The following is a 15,968-nucleotide window of genomic DNA, read 5'->3' on the forward strand; positions in this document are numbered from 1 at the left end:
GAGGGCATCAGGCCGCACCCTCTCCACTCTGTGATAAACTTCGTGCAATTCCTTTTGATTGCACGAGTATCTGATGAAACGTGAACTTGCTATCGAGTTTTCCCGCGTAACCGAAGCTGCTGCCCTGGCAGGCTACAAATGGCTTGGCCGTGGCGATAAAAATACCGCTGACGGCGCAGCCGTCCATGCCATGCGCATCATGCTTAACCAGGTCAATATCGACGGCACCATCGTAATTGGCGAAGGTGAAATCGACGAAGCGCCAATGCTCTATATCGGCGAAAAAGTCGGAACCGGTAAAGGCGATGCGGTGGATATCGCCGTGGACCCCATTGAAGGCACCCGCATGACCGCCATGGGCCAGGCTAACGCGCTGGCGGTGCTGGCCGTGGGCGATAAAGGCACCTTCCTTAACGCGCCGGATATGTATATGGAAAAGCTGATTGTCGGCCCCGGGGCAAAAGGGATTATCGACCTGAATCTGCCGCTGGCGGATAACCTGCGTAATATCGCTGCCGCGCTCAATAAACCGCTGAGCGAACTGACGGTCACTATCCTGGCTAAACCGCGTCACGATGCGGTAATTGCCCAGATGCAGCAGCTTGGCGTGCGCGTCTTTGCCATCCCCGACGGCGACGTGGCGGCCTCCATCCTCACCTGCATGCCGGACAGCGAAGTCGACGTGCTGTACGGCATTGGCGGCGCACCGGAAGGCGTGGTTTCTGCTGCGGTGATCCGCGCCCTCGACGGCGATATGCACGGGCGTCTGCTGGCTCGCCATGACGTAAAAGGCGACAGCGAAGAGAACCGCCGTATCGGTGAACAGGAGCTGGCACGCTGCGCGGCCATGGGGATTGCAGCCAACACCGTTCTGCGTCTGGACGATATGGCCCGCAACGATAACGTCATCTTCTCCGCCACCGGGATCACCAAAGGCGATCTGCTGGACGGCATCAGTCGCAAAGGCAACATGGCGACCACCGAAACGCTGCTGATCCGCGGTAAATCACGCACCATCCGCCGCATCCAGTCGATTCACTATCTGGACCGCAAAGATCCCGACGTGCAGACCCACATTCTGTAAAACCGTTTGATCAATTGAGCTTTCCGGCCCGTCCGGGCTGGAAATCTCCCCCTCATGAAAGGAAGATAGATCCCGAGATCAGCACAGGAGAACATCATGGCAGACTGGGTAACAGGCAAAGTCAAAAAGGTAGAGTTCTGGACCGATGCGCTATTTAGCCTCACCGTTCACGCGCCCATCCATCCCTTCACGGCAGGGCAATTTGCCAAGCTGGGACTGGAGATCGACGGCGAGCGCGTGCAGCGCGCCTACTCCTATGTTAACGCGCCGGATAACCCGGATCTTGAGTTCTATCTTGTCACCGTTCCCGATGGCAAACTCAGCCCGCGTCTGGCGGCGCTTAAACCCGACGATGAGATCCAGATTGTCAGCGAAGCCGCTGGCTTCTTCGTCCTGGATGAAGTGCCGGACTGCGAGACGCTGTGGATGCTGGCGACCGGCACTGCCATCGGCCCTTACCTGTCGATCCTGCAATACGGGCAAGACCTCGACCGCTTTAACAATATCGTTCTCGTGCATGCCGCACGCTATGCCGCAGACCTGAGCTACCTGCCGCTGATGCAGGAGCTGCAGAAGCGCTATGAAGGGAAAGTAAAAATCCAGACGGTAGTGAGCCGCGAAACGGTAGCGGGGTCCCTCAACGGGCGTGTCCCGGCCCTGATTGAAAATGGCGAACTGGAAGCCGCCGTGGGTTTGAAAATGGACGCCGACACCAGCCATGTGATGCTGTGTGGCAACCCGCAAATGGTGCGCGACACCCAACAGCTGCTGAAAGAGACCCGGCAAATGACCAAACATTTACGCCGTCGGCCGGGCCATATGACCGCTGAACACTACTGGTAATCAGCGGTACTTTACGTCGATCGTATCTTTACCGTATTTATTCTCGCCCTGGGTGCCAACGAACGCGCCCAGGTCGACAATAATCATCACAAAAATAATGGTGGGGATCAGCCTGCCAACCACCCACGGCAGCATGGATGGCAGCATCGACCAGTTGCCAGCCAGCAGCATCCACGCCAGAACCACCAGCAGCGCCCACAGCCCGGAACGTCCACGATCGTGCAGTCGTTTAACCAGTACCGCTGCGGTCGGCCACAGCAGCGACACCAGCGCGAAGGCCGCCTTCTGGGTGCTCAGCCAGGCGTTATTGGCAAAAATAAACAGAGCCAGCATGGCGACAATCCATACACCAATCCAGATCCAGAAATCACGGCGTCCAATACGCCCTTTGAATGAAAACAACCACTGCTGTATGGTCATGTCGGGTTCCTTAAAATCATTGCGGAGCGTAGTTTACCCTGGAGTCGCATCCTTTTGACAAGCCAGCCGGATCCCGTTTTAATCGTGGGCAGTAACATTCAGAGACTTTATTGATGAAGATGTGGTTTCACCTTATTTGGCTGGGTTTAACACTGTTAAGTGCGGGCTTTTCTCTGCGTGCTGCCGAGACATCCGCACCGGCTACCGCACCCTACGTGATGCCAGGCGCACCGACGTTCGATCAATCCATCAGCCTGTTCCGTGAAGCCTTTAATCAGGATAATCCAACCCTGCCGCTCAATGAGTTTCGCTCTATCGACGGCACCCGCGATACCCCGAACCTGACCCGGGCTGCCAGCAAAATTAATGAGAATCTGTACGCCTCCACGGCGCTGGAGCGTGGAACCCTTAAAATCAAGAGTATGCAGGTCACCTGGCTGCCGATTCAGGGGCCGGAACAAAAGGCCGCCAAAGCCAAGGCGCTGGAGTATATGAGCGCTATTCTGCGTGCTTTCACCCCTGCGCTGACCAAATCCCAAAGCCAGCAAAGACTGCAAAAGCTGCTTAGCGCCGGTAAAAACAAACGCTACTACGCCGAAACGGAAGGCGCGGTTCGCTATGTGGTGGCAGATAACGGCGAAAAGGGGCTGACCTTCGCTGTTGAACCGATTAAGCTGGCGTTATCTGAGACACTCGGCGGGTCGAATTAATGACAAAAAGCAAAGCCTTTCGAGGGAAAATCTCTATACTGATTCACAGACCATGCTGCCCTGTCGGGTGGCCATATTCCTTAATTCGCTCTTGAGCGTGGAGAATTGAAATGCGACATCCTTTAGTGATGGGTAACTGGAAACTGAACGGCAGCCGCCATATGGTAAACGAGCTGGTAGCTAACCTGCGTAAAGAGCTGGCTGGCGTGACTGGCTGTGCTGTTGCTATCGCTCCGCCGGACATGTACCTGGATATGGCTAAGAAAGCGGCTGACGGTAGCCACATCGTTCTGGGTGCGCAGAACGTTGACGTTAACCTGTCTGGCGCGTTCACCGGTGAAACCTCTGCCGAAATGCTGAAAGATATCGGCGCGAAATACATCATCATCGGCCACTCTGAGCGTCGCACCTATCACAAAGAGTCCGACGAGTTCATCGCGAAGAAATTCGCTGTACTGAAAGAGCAGGGTCTGATCCCGGTTCTGTGCATCGGTGAAACCGAAGCAGAAAACGAAGCAGGCAAAACTGAAGAAGTGTGCGCACGTCAGATCGACGCAGTGCTGACCACCCAAGGCGCGAGCGCGTTCGAAGGCGCGGTCATTGCTTACGAGCCAGTATGGGCGATCGGTACCGGCAAATCTGCAACCCCAGCACAGGCTCAGGCCGTTCACAAATTCATCCGTGACCACATTGCGAAAGCAGACGCGAAAGTCGCTGAACAAGTGATCATCCAGTACGGCGGTTCCGTAAACGCAGCGAACGCCGCAGAGCTGTTCACCCAGCCGGACATCGACGGCGCGCTGGTTGGCGGCGCATCCCTGAAAGCAGACGCTTTCGCGGTGATCGTTAAAGCAGCAGAAGCCGCTAAAAAGGCGTAAAAACCTTCTTTCCTCTCCCCTCTGGGGAGAGGAAAATTACAATTTCCCCAGCACGCTAAACCACAGATAATCCAGCGGCAGCAGCACCAGATACGTTGCCACCGCCAGCGCCAGACAGAGCAGCATCCCTGCCCGCGCAGGCACCTTTCCCAGCCCCATCGCCACCACAATCGGCGACGCCTGATACGGCAGCAGCGGCGTGGAATACCCCAGCACCTGAATCATGATCACCGACAGCAGCGGAAAACCGGTCGCGTCCGAGAAGCTTTGCGCCAGCGTGGTATACAGCGCCGGCACGCCGTTGGCGGTCATGATGAAGTTCAGCGCGGTGGTGATGCCGGTCAGGGCCAGGAAACTGGTGAACGGCGCGTCGGCATCCAGCGGCATGACGCGCATCAGCGCCTCACCCACGGCATTGCCAATACCGGTTTGCGTCACGGTGATCGCCAGCCCCAGAATGCCCGCCACGTAGATACAGGTGCGCATATTCACCCCGGCCGAGAACTCTTCGCCGGTGATAAAACCCACCCGCGGAAGCATGACCACAATCGACGCCGCAAGCCCCGTCCACGCCGGGCCAATGCCGTGCCAGCTTTCGGTCACCCACATCACCAGTACCACCGCCAGCAACCAGGCGAGGCGCTTTTCGTCGCGGCCCATGGGTTCCGGCGGCGTCACATCTTTCGCCGGTTTGGGCGCGCCGGGGAACAGCCAGCAGATCAGGCCGATGAGAATCAGGCCCTTAAGAATGCCCAGCACCGGGGTATGCAGCAGCAGGTAGGGAACATAGTTGAGATGAATACCGTATGAACCTTCCGCCGCCCCGCTCATCACCAGATTAGGCACGTTGGCAGGCAGGATAGTGGCCGAGAGCTGGAAGGTGCCAAACCCCACCGCCAGGGCCAGGCCGAACCACGCCCGGGAACCGTCGGCTATGCCCGCCCGCTTCGCCATCGCCGCCACTATGGGCATCAGCAGCGCAATACGCCCCATGTTAGACGGCATGACAAACGCCAGCGCATAGGTGAGCAGCACCACGCTTGCCACCATCAGCGGCCAGGAGTCAGTCAGCCGGGAGGATAATGCCCGCGCCGCCCTGTCCGCCAGCCCGGTTTTACGGATCGCCACGCCGAGCACAAATCCGCTGAACACCAGCCAGAACGCCGACGACGCGAAGCCGCCGAAGATCACCTCCGGCGGCGCAATTTTGGCGATCATCGCCGCGGTAAAAAACAGCAGCGCGGTGATAAATTCCGGCAGCAGCGAGGTGGCCCAGAGCACGATAGTGACGCCGATAATCAGCGAGGGCAGAAACAGCGGGTGGGTGAACCAGAGCGACATGCCTGTCTCCTGTAGAATTTTTCAGCAAGTCTACGGCGACAGGCAGGGCGAGTAAACGCTATTTATGGTGGGGTCAATTCAGGATATGGCATTGATGATCCTGCAATTCCTCAGCAGAGGCGCGGTTAAGCGTCAGCAGATTGCGCTCGTTCGCCAGCAACACAAACGACCCGTCGGACTGCTTCGCCATCGCCAGCGCAAAGCGCCCCATATGGTCCCGCGCTTCCGGGAGCTCTTCTGCCAGCATCATAAACGGACTGCGCTTCACCAGCTCTGCCTCCGTTACCCGCCGCGCCAGATACTCGTGTCCTTCCAGCCCGCCGGGGAACGGCAGCCACTGGGTGCTGATTTGCCCCTGATGCGCATTGAGCTTCTCGCGCACGTCCGGACGCAGGCAGGAGATGTGGATATGAAAATGGTTTTGCGTGCGCCCGGTCGGGGAGTTGATGGTCAGTGAAACCGCGCTGTCAGGCACTCGGGTCCCCCGCTTGATGCTCATAAAGCTGCGCGACTGCCACGCCAGCCAGAAGAAGTTCGGCGTATGGGCCTCGGTCAGGAGAGGGCTTTCGGTACCCTTGATGCGGTACGTTGGCATCAGCAGATACTGCAGCGGCCCGTTGCGGTCTTTAAACACCACATATCCCGCATCCGTCTTAACCTGCACGCAGGGCGCCGGATTACGGTGCTGCATCTGATTTGGCACACACTGGTCAAGAACGATATGCCGCAACGCGTTTGGGTTACCCGTTTTCATCCATAGCCAGCCGCCCGCGGCGAGCGCGATGACAACCAGCACCAGCACGATTATTTTTTTCACAACGCGTTCCCTGTATCCGTTTGAGGGGAAAGAGTAACGCATAAAGATGACCAAATAAAAAACCCGGCGGATTTCTCACACCGGGTCACCGTGTCGTTCTTGAAAACGCTTAACGCTTACTGATCTGATCGAAGGTGCCGCCATTCGAGAAGTGATCTTTCTGCGCTTTCGTCCAGCCGCCGAAGACCTGATCGATAGTGAACAGCTTCAGTTTCGGGAACGCGTTCTCATATTTCTTCGCTACCGCCTCATCACGTGGACGGTAGAAGTTCTTCGCCGCGATCTCCTGGCCTTCCGGAGTGTAAAGGTACTTGAGGTACGCTTCAGCCACGGCCTGGGTGCCTTTCTTAGCCACCACTTTATCGACAACCGAGACGGTTGGTTCAGCCAGAATGGATTCGCTCGGGGTGACGATTTCAAACTTGTCTTTGCCCAGCTCGTTGGTGGCCAGCAGCGCTTCGTTTTCCCACGCAATCAGCACGTCGCCAATGCCGCGTTCAACGAAGGTGTTGGTTGCCCCGCGCGCACCGGAATCCAGCACTTCAACGTTCTTGTACAGCGCTTTTACGAACTCCTGCGCTTTGGCCTGATCGCCATTGTTCTGGTGCAGGGCGTAACCCCATGCAGCCAGATAGTTCCAGCGTGCACCACCTGAACTTTTGGGGTTCGGGGTGATGACAGACACGCCCGGCTTAACCAGATCGTTCCAGTCATGGATCTGTTTCGGGTTACCTTTGCGTACCAGGAACACGATGGTGGAGGTATAAGGTGCAGAGTTGTCCGGCAGACGTTTGATCCAGTTTTTATCGATACGGCCGCGTTGTGCAATGGCGTCCACGTCATACGCCAGCGCCAAAGTCACGACATCGGCTTCGATACCGTTAATCACGGAGGTCGCCTGCTTACCAGAGCCACCGTGCGACTGGCGGATCACGACGTTATCGCCGGTTTCCTGTTTCCAGTGTGCGGCGAACGCTTTGTTGTACTGCTCATACAGTTCACGTGTCGGATCGTAAGACACGTTCAGTAACTGGATATCCTTTGCCAGAACGCTGGTCGATGCCAGCAATAAAGTTAACCCCACGCCCCATTTGTTCATCATCCGACTCGCTTAATATGGTGTTTGATGGATGCAGCGTGCCAGAAAGCGAACCAATGATTAAAGAATAAAAAAAGATTGGCTATAACGAGGAGGAATAAAAAGTAAGCGGCAGGCTTAAAAAGCTGTGCGGGCTGTTGCCCTCACCCCGCCCCTCTCCCACCGGGAGAGGGTGCAAACATTAAAAACGGCCACCTGGGTGACCGTTTTTCGTTTACCTTGTAGGCCGGGTAAGCGCAGCGCCACCCGGCAACAACAGGCTGATTAGTACAGTTTTTTCGCGCAGTCCAGCCAGTCACCTTTGAACGGACGCTTCATATTTTCGATAGCGTCGATGATGTCATGGTGAACCAGTTTTTCGTTCTGAATACCGACGCAACGACCGCCAAAGCCCTGCAGCAGCAGTTCGATGGCGTAGGCACCCATACGGGAGGCCAGGATACGGTCGTAAGGGCCCGGGGAACCGCCGCGCTGGATGTGGCCGAGAACGGTCGCGCGGGTTTCGCGTTTGGTTTCGGTTTCGATGTACTTCGCCAGCTCGTCCACGTCACAGATGTGCTCGGTGATGGCAACGATAGCGTGTTTTTTACCTTTGGCGATACCGGCTTTGATTTCGGCAACCAGGTCTTCACGGCTGAATTCCACTTCAGGAACCACCACGAACTCACAGCCGCCCGCAATGGCTGCCGCCAGGGTCAGGTCGCCACAGTAGCGGCCCATCACTTCAACGATAGAGATACGCTGGTGAGAAGAGGAGGTGTCACGCAGACGGTCAATCGCTTCAACAACGGTGCCCAGCGCGGTGAAGTAACCGATGGTGTAGTCGGTACCTTTGATGTCGTTGTCGATAGTGCCTGGCAGGCCAATGCACGGGAAGCCCATTTCAGTCAGGCGTTTTGCACCCATGTAAGAGCCGTCGCCGCCGATAACAACCAGCGCGTCCAGGCCACGTTTTTTCATGTTCTCGATAGCCACTTCACGGATGCGCTCGTCGCGGAATTCCGGGAAGCGTGCGGAGCCCAGGAAGGTGCCGCCACGGTTAATCATGTCGGAAACACTGTAGCGGTCGAGCTGCACCATGCGATCTTCATACAGGCCCAGATAACCGTCATAGATACCAAAAACTTCCAGACCTTCCGTCAACGCAGCACGAACCACACCACGAATTGCTGCGTTCATGCCGGGCGCATCACCGCCGCTTGTCAACACACCGATTTTCTTAATCATGACTACCTCTGAACTTAGGAATGCAAAAATGAAATCTGTTGCCGGAAGACGTCTATCGACCAACGAATACTGCAAATAGTATATCAATCACTTCCAGCTGAATTGATTCAGGTCAGACCAAATGGCGGTTATTTTTCCACAAAATGCTGCCCTGGTTCACTTTTTTACAACGAATTACGAAAGCTCAAAATGTCCATTACCTGGCTTAGGTACGACTGAGCAGGGATCCTGGTGAATAATGACGTCTGACCCCGGGAAACGCTGCAAAATCGCCTGCTCAACCTGTTCAGCCACCAGATGTGCCTGAACGAGCGGCAGGTTATCTTCCATTTCTAAATGAATCTGAATAAAGCGGGTCGGCCCTGACTGCCGCGTGCGAAGATCGTGAGCGCCCCTGACGCCTGGCCAGGAGGTCACAATTTCAAAGATTTCATGCCGTTCTGCGTCTGGCAGTGCGCGATCGAGCAGCGATTGCACCGCATCGTATCCCATACGCAACGCACTGTATAAAATATAGAATCCAATCCCTAACGCAAACAACGCATCGGCCCGGTGCCAGCCATACCAGGCCAGACCGAGCGCAATAAGAATCGCGCCGTTCATCATAACATCAGACTGATAATGAAGCATATCCGCCCGTACCGCCTGACTTTGGGTTTTGCGTACCACCCAGCGCTGGAACGTTACCAGAACTAATGTGCTTATAAGTGCAATTATTGTCACCACCACGCCAACGCCCGGATCTTTCATCGGCGATGGGGTATACAGGTGCTGAATACCGGTCAGGAAAAGGAACAGCGCCGAGCCGGAAATAAACATACTTTGCGCCAGTGCCGCCAGCGACTCCGCTTTGCCATGACCAAAGGTATGTTCTTCATCCGCGGGTTGCAAAGAGTAGCGCACCACCCAGAGATTAGTGACCGAGGCGGCAATATCCACGAGGGAGTCGACCAGCGCCGCCAGAATACTCACCGAACCGGTATACCACCACGCGAAGATTTTAATCACTAACAGGCACGACGCCATCGTCGTCGCGGCGATTGCGGCCCGGCTGACCAGCCGTCCATAGGATTGATTCATAAACACTCCTGTCATGCTATGCCGCTAGTATAACGGATGCAGGGGAGTCAATAAGATGAATAAACGGTTAACGCATTTTAATGACGGGCAAAAAAAACCCCCTCATCATGAGGGGGAAGACAGGGATGGTGTCTATGGCAAGGAAAACAGGGTCTACTGGTTACTACGGGTATTGCTACTAAAAAGCGTCGATTCGGCGTTCTTCTGCATCCGTGCAACCTCGCGCAACTGATCCATACGTTGCTGGTGTTTCTGGTTCAAAACCGCTTGCTGCTCTGGCGTTAGCAGGTGAAACATCTGGTTGCGGACCCGGGCCATTTCGACCTGGCGGGCAACCTGTTCCTGCGCCATCTTATCTGCCTGAGCGCGTACAGCGTTTTCGTCAAAATTTTCTGCGGTGACAAGGCGATGCATTGTCTCCATTTCGCTAACATTAACAGGGGGCTGGTCATGCCGGGCCCGCTGCATCAGATCTCGCATCTGTTGACGCTGATGTTCGGTTAAACTTATGCCGTCAAACATATGGCCCTGGCCGCTTTGCTGCGCAATGCCCTCTGCTGAGGAACGGTTATCGCCGGTGATAGCTCCAGCAGCCTGGCTAAATGCACTAAACGCCAGCGTTGAGGCCATGACGGCAGCGGTAACTATGCGCATCACTTACTCCCAAAATCTTTCGTGTCGCGATTCAACGAGAGACAGTCTACGATTCAGGCTGCAAACATGCGTCAGGGGGTGTAAAACAACGTAAAGTCATGGATTAGAGAGCCTTGATGACGTAATTTCTGCCTCGGAGGTATTTAAACAATGAATAAAATCCTGTTAGTTGATGATGACCGAGAGCTGACATCCCTTTTAAAGGAGTTGCTCGACATGGAAGGCTTTGACGTGTCAGTTGCCCATGATGGGGAACAGGCCCTGAGTCTACTCGACGATAGCATCGACTTGCTTTTGCTCGACGTCATGATGCCGAAGAAAAACGGTATCGACACCCTTAAAGAGCTGCGCCAGACACACCAGACCCCCGTCATTATGCTGACCGCACGCGGCAGCGAACTTGACCGCGTACTCGGCCTTGAGCTGGGCGCGGATGACTATCTGCCTAAACCCTTTAACGACCGCGAGCTGGTGGCCCGTATCCGTGCGATCCTGCGCCGTTCCCACTGGAGCGAGCAGCAGCAGAACACCGACAACGGCTCACCTACGCTCGAAGTCGACTCCCTGAGCCTGAACCCAGGCCGCCAGGAAGCCAGCTTTGACGGCCAGGCGCTGGAGCTGACCGGCACCGAATTCACCCTGCTCTATCTGCTGGCACAGCATCTCGGCCAGGTGGTATCACGTGAACATCTGAGCCAGGAAGTGCTGGGTAAACGCCTGACACCGTTCGACCGCGCAATTGATATGCACATTTCCAACCTGCGCCGTAAATTGCCGGAACGCAAAGATGGTCACCCGTGGTTTAAAACCCTGCGTGGACGCGGTTATCTGATGGTTTCCGCTTCATGATAGGCAGCTTAACCGCCCGCATCTTCGCCATTTTCTGGCTGACGCTGGCACTGGTTTTAATGCTGGTTTTGATGTTACCCAAACTCGACTCACGCCAGATGACGGAGCTCCTCGACAGCGAGCAACGTCAGGGTGTGATGATCGAGCAGCACGTAGAAGCAGAGCTAGCCCTCGATCCGCCCAACGATTTGATGTGGTGGCGCAGGCTGTTTCGCGCGATTGAAAAATGGGCGCCTCCCGGGCAACGCCTGCTGCTGGTCACCAGCGAAGGCCGCGTGATTGGTGCGGACCGCAATGAAATGCAGATCATCCGTAACTTCATTGGCCAGGCCGATAACGCCGATCATCCGCAAAAGAAAAAATACGGTCGGGTGGAGATGGTGGGGCCATTCTCCGTTAATGACGGAGAGGATAATTACCAGCTCTACCTGATTCGCCCGGCGAGCAACTCCCAGTCCGACTTTATCAACCTGCTGTTCGACCGCCCGCTGTTGCTGCTGATTGTCACCATGCTGGTGAGTTCACCGCTGTTGCTATGGCTTGCCTGGAGTCTGGCGAAGCCGGCGCGCAAACTGAAAAACGCCGCGGATGAAGTGGCGCAGGGGAACCTGCGGCAGCATCCGGAGCTGGAAGCCGGGCCGCAGGAGTTCCTGGCGGCGGGTGCCAGTTTCAACCAGATGGTCGCGGCGCTGGAGCGGATGATGACCACCCAGCAGCGCCTGCTCTCGGATATCTCCCACGAACTGCGCACCCCGCTGACGCGCCTGCAGCTGGGTACTGCCCTGCTGCGCCGTCGCAGCGGCGAGAGCAAGGAGCTGGAGCGTATCGAAACGGAAGCGCACCGTCTGGACAGCATGATCAACGACCTGCTGGTGATGTCGCGCAATCAGCAGAAAAATGCCCTGGTCAGCGAAACGGTGAAAGCCAACCATCTGTGGCATGAGGTGCTGGACAACGCGGCATTCGAAGCGGAGCAGATGGGGAAATCCTTCACCGTCAACTTCCCGCCGGGCCCGTGGCCGCTGTACGGTAACCCCAGTACGCTGGAAAGCGCGCTGGAGAATATCGTCCGTAACGCCCTGCGCTATTCGCATACCAAAATTGAGGTGGCGTTCTCGGTGGACAAGGACGGCATTACCATTAACGTGGATGACGATGGTCCTGGCGTCAGCCCGGAAGACAGGGAGCAGATTTTCCGTCCGTTCTACCGTACCGACGAAGCCCGCGACCGTGAATCTGGCGGCACCGGGCTGGGTCTGGCCATCGTCGAGACCGCCATGCAGCAGCATCGCGGCTGGGTGAAAGCAGACGACAGCCCGCTGGGGGGATTACGGTTAACCCTCTGGCTGCCGTTGTATAAGCGTTCGTAACCGTATGTGCCGGGTGGCAGCTTCGCCTTACCCGGCCTACTTTCTGCGGGAACTATTTCCCCCACAATCTTCGGGAATTATTCTCGATCTTGCCGCTTAAACGCCGCTTCTGCATCGTTCTTGTCCAGCTGGTCGACAGGCCCGCAGCAGACAGCAGACGCTGATACTGTTCATCGTCAAACGGCATATGCCAGGCAATGGCGCAGGCGTCATGCACCGATACGTCGCTCAGGCGGGAGACGAGCGTCAGCGGCGCATCCGCGGATACCTGCCCTGCCAGCACCACGCGATAGAGCCAGCCGGTTTTCGCCGCGTTCTGCATTTGCGTGGCCATGTCGTTAATGCCGAAATGGAAGTTGAGCTTGAAGCACGGCGAGCGCGGCTGGGTCACCTGGATCAGGGCTTCGCCCCAGCGAAAAATGTCGCCGATAAAGACGTTCTTCTCCGTCAGCCCCTCGGTTGACAGGTTTTCGCCAAACGCCGGAGAGACAAACAGATCCGCCTGCGCCGGATATTCGCTGGCCCAGTGCTGGTAATGTTCGCGCGGATAGTGGCACAGCGCCCGATCCGGCCCGCCGTGGATTTTCTTTTCCGCCTGCTCATCCCCCGCCAGGCCCAGCTCGGTTAACGTCAGTTCCCCGTCAACCTGCAGTTTGGCAATCGCGCTCGGGCGGCTACCCTCGTAGTCCCTTATTTTTCCGGTGAATACATTAACGGGATAGTCCATCGCGGCTCCTTGTGCAGATTGTGGGTATAAAAAAAGCGAGTCATCAGACTCGCTTCTCACAGAAGGCTTTGCAACCTTATTTTTTAGCAGCGAAACGTGCCGCAGCTTCGTCCCAGTTTACAACGTCCCAGAAGGCTTTGATGTAGTCCGGGCGACGGTTCTGGAACTTCAGGTAGTAAGCGTGTTCCCACACGTCCAGGCCCACGATTGGGAAGCCGGATGCGCCAGAGATCGCTTCACCCATCAGCGGGGAGTCCTGGTTAGCAGTAGAAACGACCGCCAGCTTGTCGCCTTTCAGAACCAGCCACGCCCAGCCAGAGCCGAAACGGGTAGCAGCCGCTTTTTCGAACTCAGCTTTGAAGTTCTCAACGGAGCCGAAGTCACGCTCGATAGCGGATTTCAGGTCACCCTGCAGGGTGGTGCCGGTTTTCAGGCCTTTCCAGAAGAAGCTGTGGTTAGCGTGGCCGCCAGCGTTGTTACGCAGTACGGTTTTCTTGTCAGCTGGCAGTTGATCCAGTTTGGTGATCAGCTCTTCAGCGGACAGGTTGGCGAATTCTGGCAGGCTTTCCAGCGCCGCGTTGGCGTTGTTAACGTAAGTCTGGTGGTGTTTAGTGTGATGGATCTCCATCGTCTGCTTGTCGAAATGCGGCTCAAGGGCGTCGTAAGCGTACGGCAGGGATGGCAGGGTATAGCTCATAATCATCTCCATTATTGTCGGGCGGCAAACGTGTTAATGCCGCGTAAGCAGTTGGTTCATTATAGTTAATTAAATGATATTGAAAATGTTTATCAATGCCGTAGTTTTAATAAGGTTATAACTTTTCGTTATGTCACTGATCTGGCGGGGCGTGCGGGGGACTCAGGGGCTGTGAATATTCTATTACGCTGCGTTATGGCTGCGATGACGCCACTGAACCGGCGTCATCCCCACTTCGCGGTTAAACACCACCGAGAAATAGTTGCTGTCCTCAAAGCCACACTGCATGGCCACTTCGCTGACCATCAGCTCGGTGTGCTGCAGCAGATACTGGGCATGGCAGATCCGTAGCTGACGCAGATAGTGGTTCACCGTCATGCCGGTCTGGGTACGAAACTGCTGGCGCAGGGCGCGCTCGCTGCACTGCTCCTGCTCGCAAAACTTCTCCAGCACAAAGCTGCGGTTCAGGCTGCCAGAAAGCGCGGTGATAAGCTTATCCAGAAGCGCTTCCGGCTCGCTGGCCGCGGGGTTGTCCGGGGCGTAGCGGTAGCGCTTGAGCATAATCGTCAGTTGGGCAAACAGCAGTTCCGCCAGTTCAAAGGCATGGGGGTCGTCCTTCTGGCTCTCCTGCTCCAGCTGGGTGATGACCTGGCGCACCTGCGCCATGCCGTTGCTGCCGAGCCGCCAGTGCGGTGCGCCGCGGGCGTTCAGAAAACCGGGGATGTTGGCTCCCCAGTCCACATTAAGCTTCAGCCGGTCTGGGCAGTAGATGATGTTCTGCAGCACCAGATCGTTCACCGAGGCGTAGGAGTGTTTGTCCTCGGCGCGGATGTAAAACAGGTCGCCGCGGGTGATGCGGTAAGGGCGATCGTTGAGGATATGCAGGCCGTTGCCACGCCACACCAGCACCAGCTCGCAGAAATCATGGGTGTGCTCGGCAAAGACATTTTGCGGATAGCGGTCCGCCACCGCGACGGCCTGGGCATCGGATGCAAAAAAATCGGCTCTGCGAAGAATCAACTGTCCTGCCACGTCACAACCTCACCGGGGAATAACCTGACATTATTACCCGCTTTGCGGCAATAAAACGGTGATTTTCCTCGCGTTACTGAAGTGACGCATCCCGGCCCTGGCGAATATCGCGCGGGGACCAGTCAAACTCCCGGCGAAACAGGGTCGAAAAGTGGTTACTGTCGCCGAAACCGCAGCGATAGGCGATATCCGTAACGCTATCGTCGGTATGGCGCAGCAGATGGCGCGCTTTAATCAGCCGCAGGCGGTTCAGGTAGCGCTGGGGCGTCTGGCCGGTGTGCTGTTTCAACTGGCGATGCAGAGTGCGCAGCGACAGAGAGAAGTTATCCGCCAGCGTCTCCCAGCAGACATCTTCCGCATAGTGATCTTCCAGCCAGGCCATCAGCTGATTGAGGCGGGCGTCGTTATTTGCTGCCCCTTCCACCAGGCTGCCACGGCGCAGCAGCACCAGCAGCTGCATAAAGAGGATTTCACGGCTGGCGAGAGCGTGGGTTTCCTGGCCCTCTTCCGACTGCTCCATCTGGCTCACCAGCTGGCGCACCTGTTGCAGCGTGGCCTGGTTCACCCGCCAGTGCGACGGGTAGTGGCCGTCCTGCTCCTGAGGCAGAAGCTGGTTTAATCCCGACAAAAACTGGAACGCTTCCGGGGAACGATAGAGCACGTTAGTCAGGCACAGGTTGTCGGTATGTTCATACATGTGCCGGTCGTGATCGCGCACAAAGCACACCGTTCCGCCGCTGATGGTGTACGGCTGTCCGTTGAAGACATGGATACCCGTCCCGTGCTCGACAATCACAATCTCATGAAAATCATGATGATGTTCCGGAAAGGCAGCCTGGGGCAGCCGCGGCTCAATCGCCACAGGCGAGTGGCCTGAAGGGAAAAAATCCACGCTGTGCAGTACGGTCATAACGGGTCACCAGATGATAAGAGTTCTCAAAATAGTAATTTAGGGTTCCCCGGCTCACCTTAAATTTTCGACAGCAAATGGCGCAAAGCCTGTCGCTTTTTCAAGAAACGGCGGGAAAGATCCGGAAATGCGGACACCGTCACACCGCCTGTTTTTGCCGCAAAAAACAGAAATTGTGAACTCTCTCACGTTCATCTTTGAATTCTTGCCAGCGCCTGAAATGCGCTGTC

At 56.3% G+C, this 15,968-nt stretch carries 17 protein-coding genes; 6 read left to right on the top strand and 11 right to left on the bottom strand.

Going from position 1 to position 15,968, the window contains the following annotated elements:
- The first annotated feature begins 73 nt into the window (after positions 1–73).
- Together glpX and fpr are read left to right on the top strand one after the other, a co-directional pair.
- Positions 74–1,084: a class II fructose-bisphosphatase gene (gene glpX / locus NB069_RS21580; RefSeq protein WP_250586600.1), complete on the top strand. Its 1,011-nt coding sequence runs from the start codon at positions 74–76 to the stop codon at positions 1,082–1,084.
- A 96-nt stretch (positions 1,085–1,180) separates the two neighbouring features.
- Positions 1,181–1,927 carry a ferredoxin--NADP(+) reductase gene (fpr, locus tag NB069_RS21585; RefSeq protein WP_250586601.1) on the top strand — a complete coding sequence of 249 codons (747 nt, stop codon included), beginning with the start codon at positions 1,181–1,183 and terminating at the stop codon, positions 1,925–1,927.
- Here the strand turns inward: fpr and NB069_RS21590 are convergent, their stop codons facing one another.
- Entirely contained in the window at positions 1,928–2,347 is a 420-nt protein-coding gene (locus NB069_RS21590) for a DUF805 domain-containing protein (RefSeq protein ID WP_250586602.1), read from the bottom strand.
- Positions 2,348–2,460: 113 nt separating this feature from the next.
- On the opposite strand from NB069_RS21590, the gene NB069_RS21595 reads away from it, so the two are divergent.
- Together NB069_RS21595 and tpiA are read left to right on the top strand one after the other, a co-directional pair.
- Positions 2,461–3,057 (top strand): DUF1454 family protein, encoded by a 597-nt coding sequence (locus NB069_RS21595; RefSeq protein WP_250586603.1) that lies wholly within the window; start codon positions 2,461–2,463, stop codon positions 3,055–3,057.
- A 110-nt stretch (positions 3,058–3,167) separates the two neighbouring features.
- Entirely contained in the window at positions 3,168–3,935 is a 768-nt protein-coding gene (gene tpiA, locus NB069_RS21600; RefSeq protein WP_250586604.1) for a triose-phosphate isomerase, read from the top strand.
- Between the two features lie 36 nt (positions 3,936–3,971).
- On the opposite strand, the gene NB069_RS21605 is transcribed toward tpiA, so the two are convergent.
- From NB069_RS21605 to cpxP, 6 genes are all read right to left on the bottom strand, one after another.
- Entirely contained in the window at positions 3,972–5,276 is a 1,305-nt protein-coding gene (locus NB069_RS21605) for an SLC13 family permease (protein WP_250586605.1), read from the bottom strand.
- A gap of 73 nt (positions 5,277–5,349) precedes the next feature.
- Positions 5,350–6,093 carry a CDP-diacylglycerol diphosphatase gene (locus tag NB069_RS21610; protein WP_250586606.1) on the bottom strand — a complete coding sequence of 248 codons (744 nt, stop codon included), beginning with the start codon at positions 6,091–6,093 and terminating at the stop codon, positions 5,350–5,352.
- Between the two features lie 109 nt (positions 6,094–6,202).
- A complete protein-coding gene (locus tag NB069_RS21615; protein ID WP_250589557.1) occupies positions 6,203–7,192 on the bottom strand; it encodes a sulfate ABC transporter substrate-binding protein in 990 nt (329 codons plus the stop codon).
- 264 nt (positions 7,193–7,456) lie between these two features.
- Positions 7,457–8,419 (bottom strand): 6-phosphofructokinase, encoded by a 963-nt coding sequence (gene pfkA / locus NB069_RS21620; protein WP_250586607.1) that lies wholly within the window; start codon positions 8,417–8,419, stop codon positions 7,457–7,459.
- Positions 8,420–8,593: 174 nt separating this feature from the next.
- Positions 8,594–9,499, bottom strand: a complete 906-nt coding sequence (fieF, locus tag NB069_RS21625) for a CDF family cation-efflux transporter FieF (RefSeq protein WP_250586608.1) — start codon at positions 9,497–9,499, stop codon at positions 8,594–8,596.
- 153 nt (positions 9,500–9,652) lie between these two features.
- The gene (cpxP, locus tag NB069_RS21630; protein ID WP_138370896.1) at positions 9,653–10,153 is read right to left on the bottom strand and encodes a cell-envelope stress modulator CpxP; all 501 of its coding nucleotides are present in this window, start codon (positions 10,151–10,153) and stop codon (positions 9,653–9,655) included.
- Positions 10,154–10,303: 150 nt separating this feature from the next.
- Here cpxP and cpxR point away from each other — a divergent pair, with 150 nt between their 5' ends.
- Together cpxR and cpxA are read left to right on the top strand one after the other, a co-directional pair.
- Positions 10,304–11,002, top strand: coding sequence for an envelope stress response regulator transcription factor CpxR (gene cpxR / locus NB069_RS21635; RefSeq protein ID WP_039032144.1), 699 nt, complete (start codon positions 10,304–10,306; stop codon positions 11,000–11,002).
- Positions 10,999–12,372, top strand: a complete 1,374-nt coding sequence (cpxA, locus tag NB069_RS21640) for an envelope stress sensor histidine kinase CpxA (protein ID WP_250586609.1) — start codon at positions 10,999–11,001, stop codon at positions 12,370–12,372. Before cpxR ends, cpxA begins: the two co-directional genes overlap by 4 nt.
- A gap of 52 nt (positions 12,373–12,424) precedes the next feature.
- Here the strand turns inward: cpxA and yiiM are convergent, their stop codons facing one another.
- The 4 genes from yiiM to rhaS all read right to left on the bottom strand — a co-directional run bounded on the left by yiiM (position 12,425) and on the right by rhaS (position 15,738).
- Positions 12,425–13,099, bottom strand: coding sequence for a 6-hydroxyaminopurine reductase (yiiM, locus tag NB069_RS21645; protein ID WP_250586610.1), 675 nt, complete (start codon positions 13,097–13,099; stop codon positions 12,425–12,427).
- Positions 13,100–13,175: 76 nt separating this feature from the next.
- Positions 13,176–13,796, bottom strand: coding sequence for a superoxide dismutase [Mn] (gene sodA / locus NB069_RS21650; protein WP_039032150.1), 621 nt, complete (start codon positions 13,794–13,796; stop codon positions 13,176–13,178).
- A gap of 183 nt (positions 13,797–13,979) precedes the next feature.
- Complete coding sequence (gene rhaR, locus NB069_RS21655; protein ID WP_250586611.1) at positions 13,980–14,828, bottom strand: HTH-type transcriptional activator RhaR; 849 nt, start codon at positions 14,826–14,828, stop codon at positions 13,980–13,982.
- Positions 14,829–14,901: 73 nt separating this feature from the next.
- Positions 14,902–15,738, bottom strand: a complete 837-nt coding sequence (gene rhaS, locus NB069_RS21660; RefSeq protein ID WP_250586612.1) for an HTH-type transcriptional activator RhaS — start codon at positions 15,736–15,738, stop codon at positions 14,902–14,904.
- Between the last annotated feature and the right edge of the window lie 230 nt (positions 15,739–15,968).

Origin of the sequence: Leclercia adecarboxylata (assembly GCF_023639785.1) — a bacterium.
In the GTDB taxonomy this organism is placed as follows: Bacteria; Pseudomonadota; Gammaproteobacteria; order Enterobacterales; family Enterobacteriaceae; genus Enterobacter; species Enterobacter adecarboxylatus_D.

What these genes read in the sequence shown, in the direction of transcription:
- cpxP (WP_138370896.1), bottom strand. Translation starts at nt 10,153, where the DNA reads ATGCGCATAGTTACCGCTGCCGTCATGGCCTCAACGCTGGCGTTTAGT.
- NB069_RS21595 (WP_250586603.1), top strand. Translation starts at nt 2,461, where the DNA reads ATGAAGATGTGGTTTCACCTTATTTGGCTGGGTTTAACACTGTTAAGT.
- pfkA (WP_250586607.1), bottom strand. Translation starts at nt 8,419, where the DNA reads ATGATTAAGAAAATCGGTGTGTTGACAAGCGGCGGTGATGCGCCCGGC.
- NB069_RS21605 (WP_250586605.1), bottom strand. Translation starts at nt 5,276, where the DNA reads ATGTCGCTCTGGTTCACCCACCCGCTGTTTCTGCCCTCGCTGATTATC.
- glpX (WP_250586600.1), top strand. Translation starts at nt 74, where the DNA reads ATGAAACGTGAACTTGCTATCGAGTTTTCCCGCGTAACCGAAGCTGCT.
- fieF (WP_250586608.1), bottom strand. Translation starts at nt 9,499, where the DNA reads ATGAATCAATCCTATGGACGGCTGGTCAGCCGGGCCGCAATCGCCGCG.
- NB069_RS21590 (WP_250586602.1), bottom strand. Translation starts at nt 2,347, where the DNA reads ATGACCATACAGCAGTGGTTGTTTTCATTCAAAGGGCGTATTGGACGC.
- fpr (WP_250586601.1), top strand. Translation starts at nt 1,181, where the DNA reads ATGGCAGACTGGGTAACAGGCAAAGTCAAAAAGGTAGAGTTCTGGACC.
- yiiM (WP_250586610.1), bottom strand. Translation starts at nt 13,099, where the DNA reads ATGGACTATCCCGTTAATGTATTCACCGGAAAAATAAGGGACTACGAG.
- tpiA (WP_250586604.1), top strand. Translation starts at nt 3,168, where the DNA reads ATGCGACATCCTTTAGTGATGGGTAACTGGAAACTGAACGGCAGCCGC.
- NB069_RS21615 (WP_250589557.1), bottom strand. Translation starts at nt 7,192, where the DNA reads ATGAACAAATGGGGCGTGGGGTTAACTTTATTGCTGGCATCGACCAGC.
- cpxR (WP_039032144.1), top strand. Translation starts at nt 10,304, where the DNA reads ATGAATAAAATCCTGTTAGTTGATGATGACCGAGAGCTGACATCCCTT.
- cpxA (WP_250586609.1), top strand. Translation starts at nt 10,999, where the DNA reads ATGATAGGCAGCTTAACCGCCCGCATCTTCGCCATTTTCTGGCTGACG.
- rhaS (WP_250586612.1), bottom strand. Translation starts at nt 15,738, where the DNA reads ATGACCGTACTGCACAGCGTGGATTTTTTCCCTTCAGGCCACTCGCCT.
- sodA (WP_039032150.1), bottom strand. Translation starts at nt 13,796, where the DNA reads ATGAGCTATACCCTGCCATCCCTGCCGTACGCTTACGACGCCCTTGAG.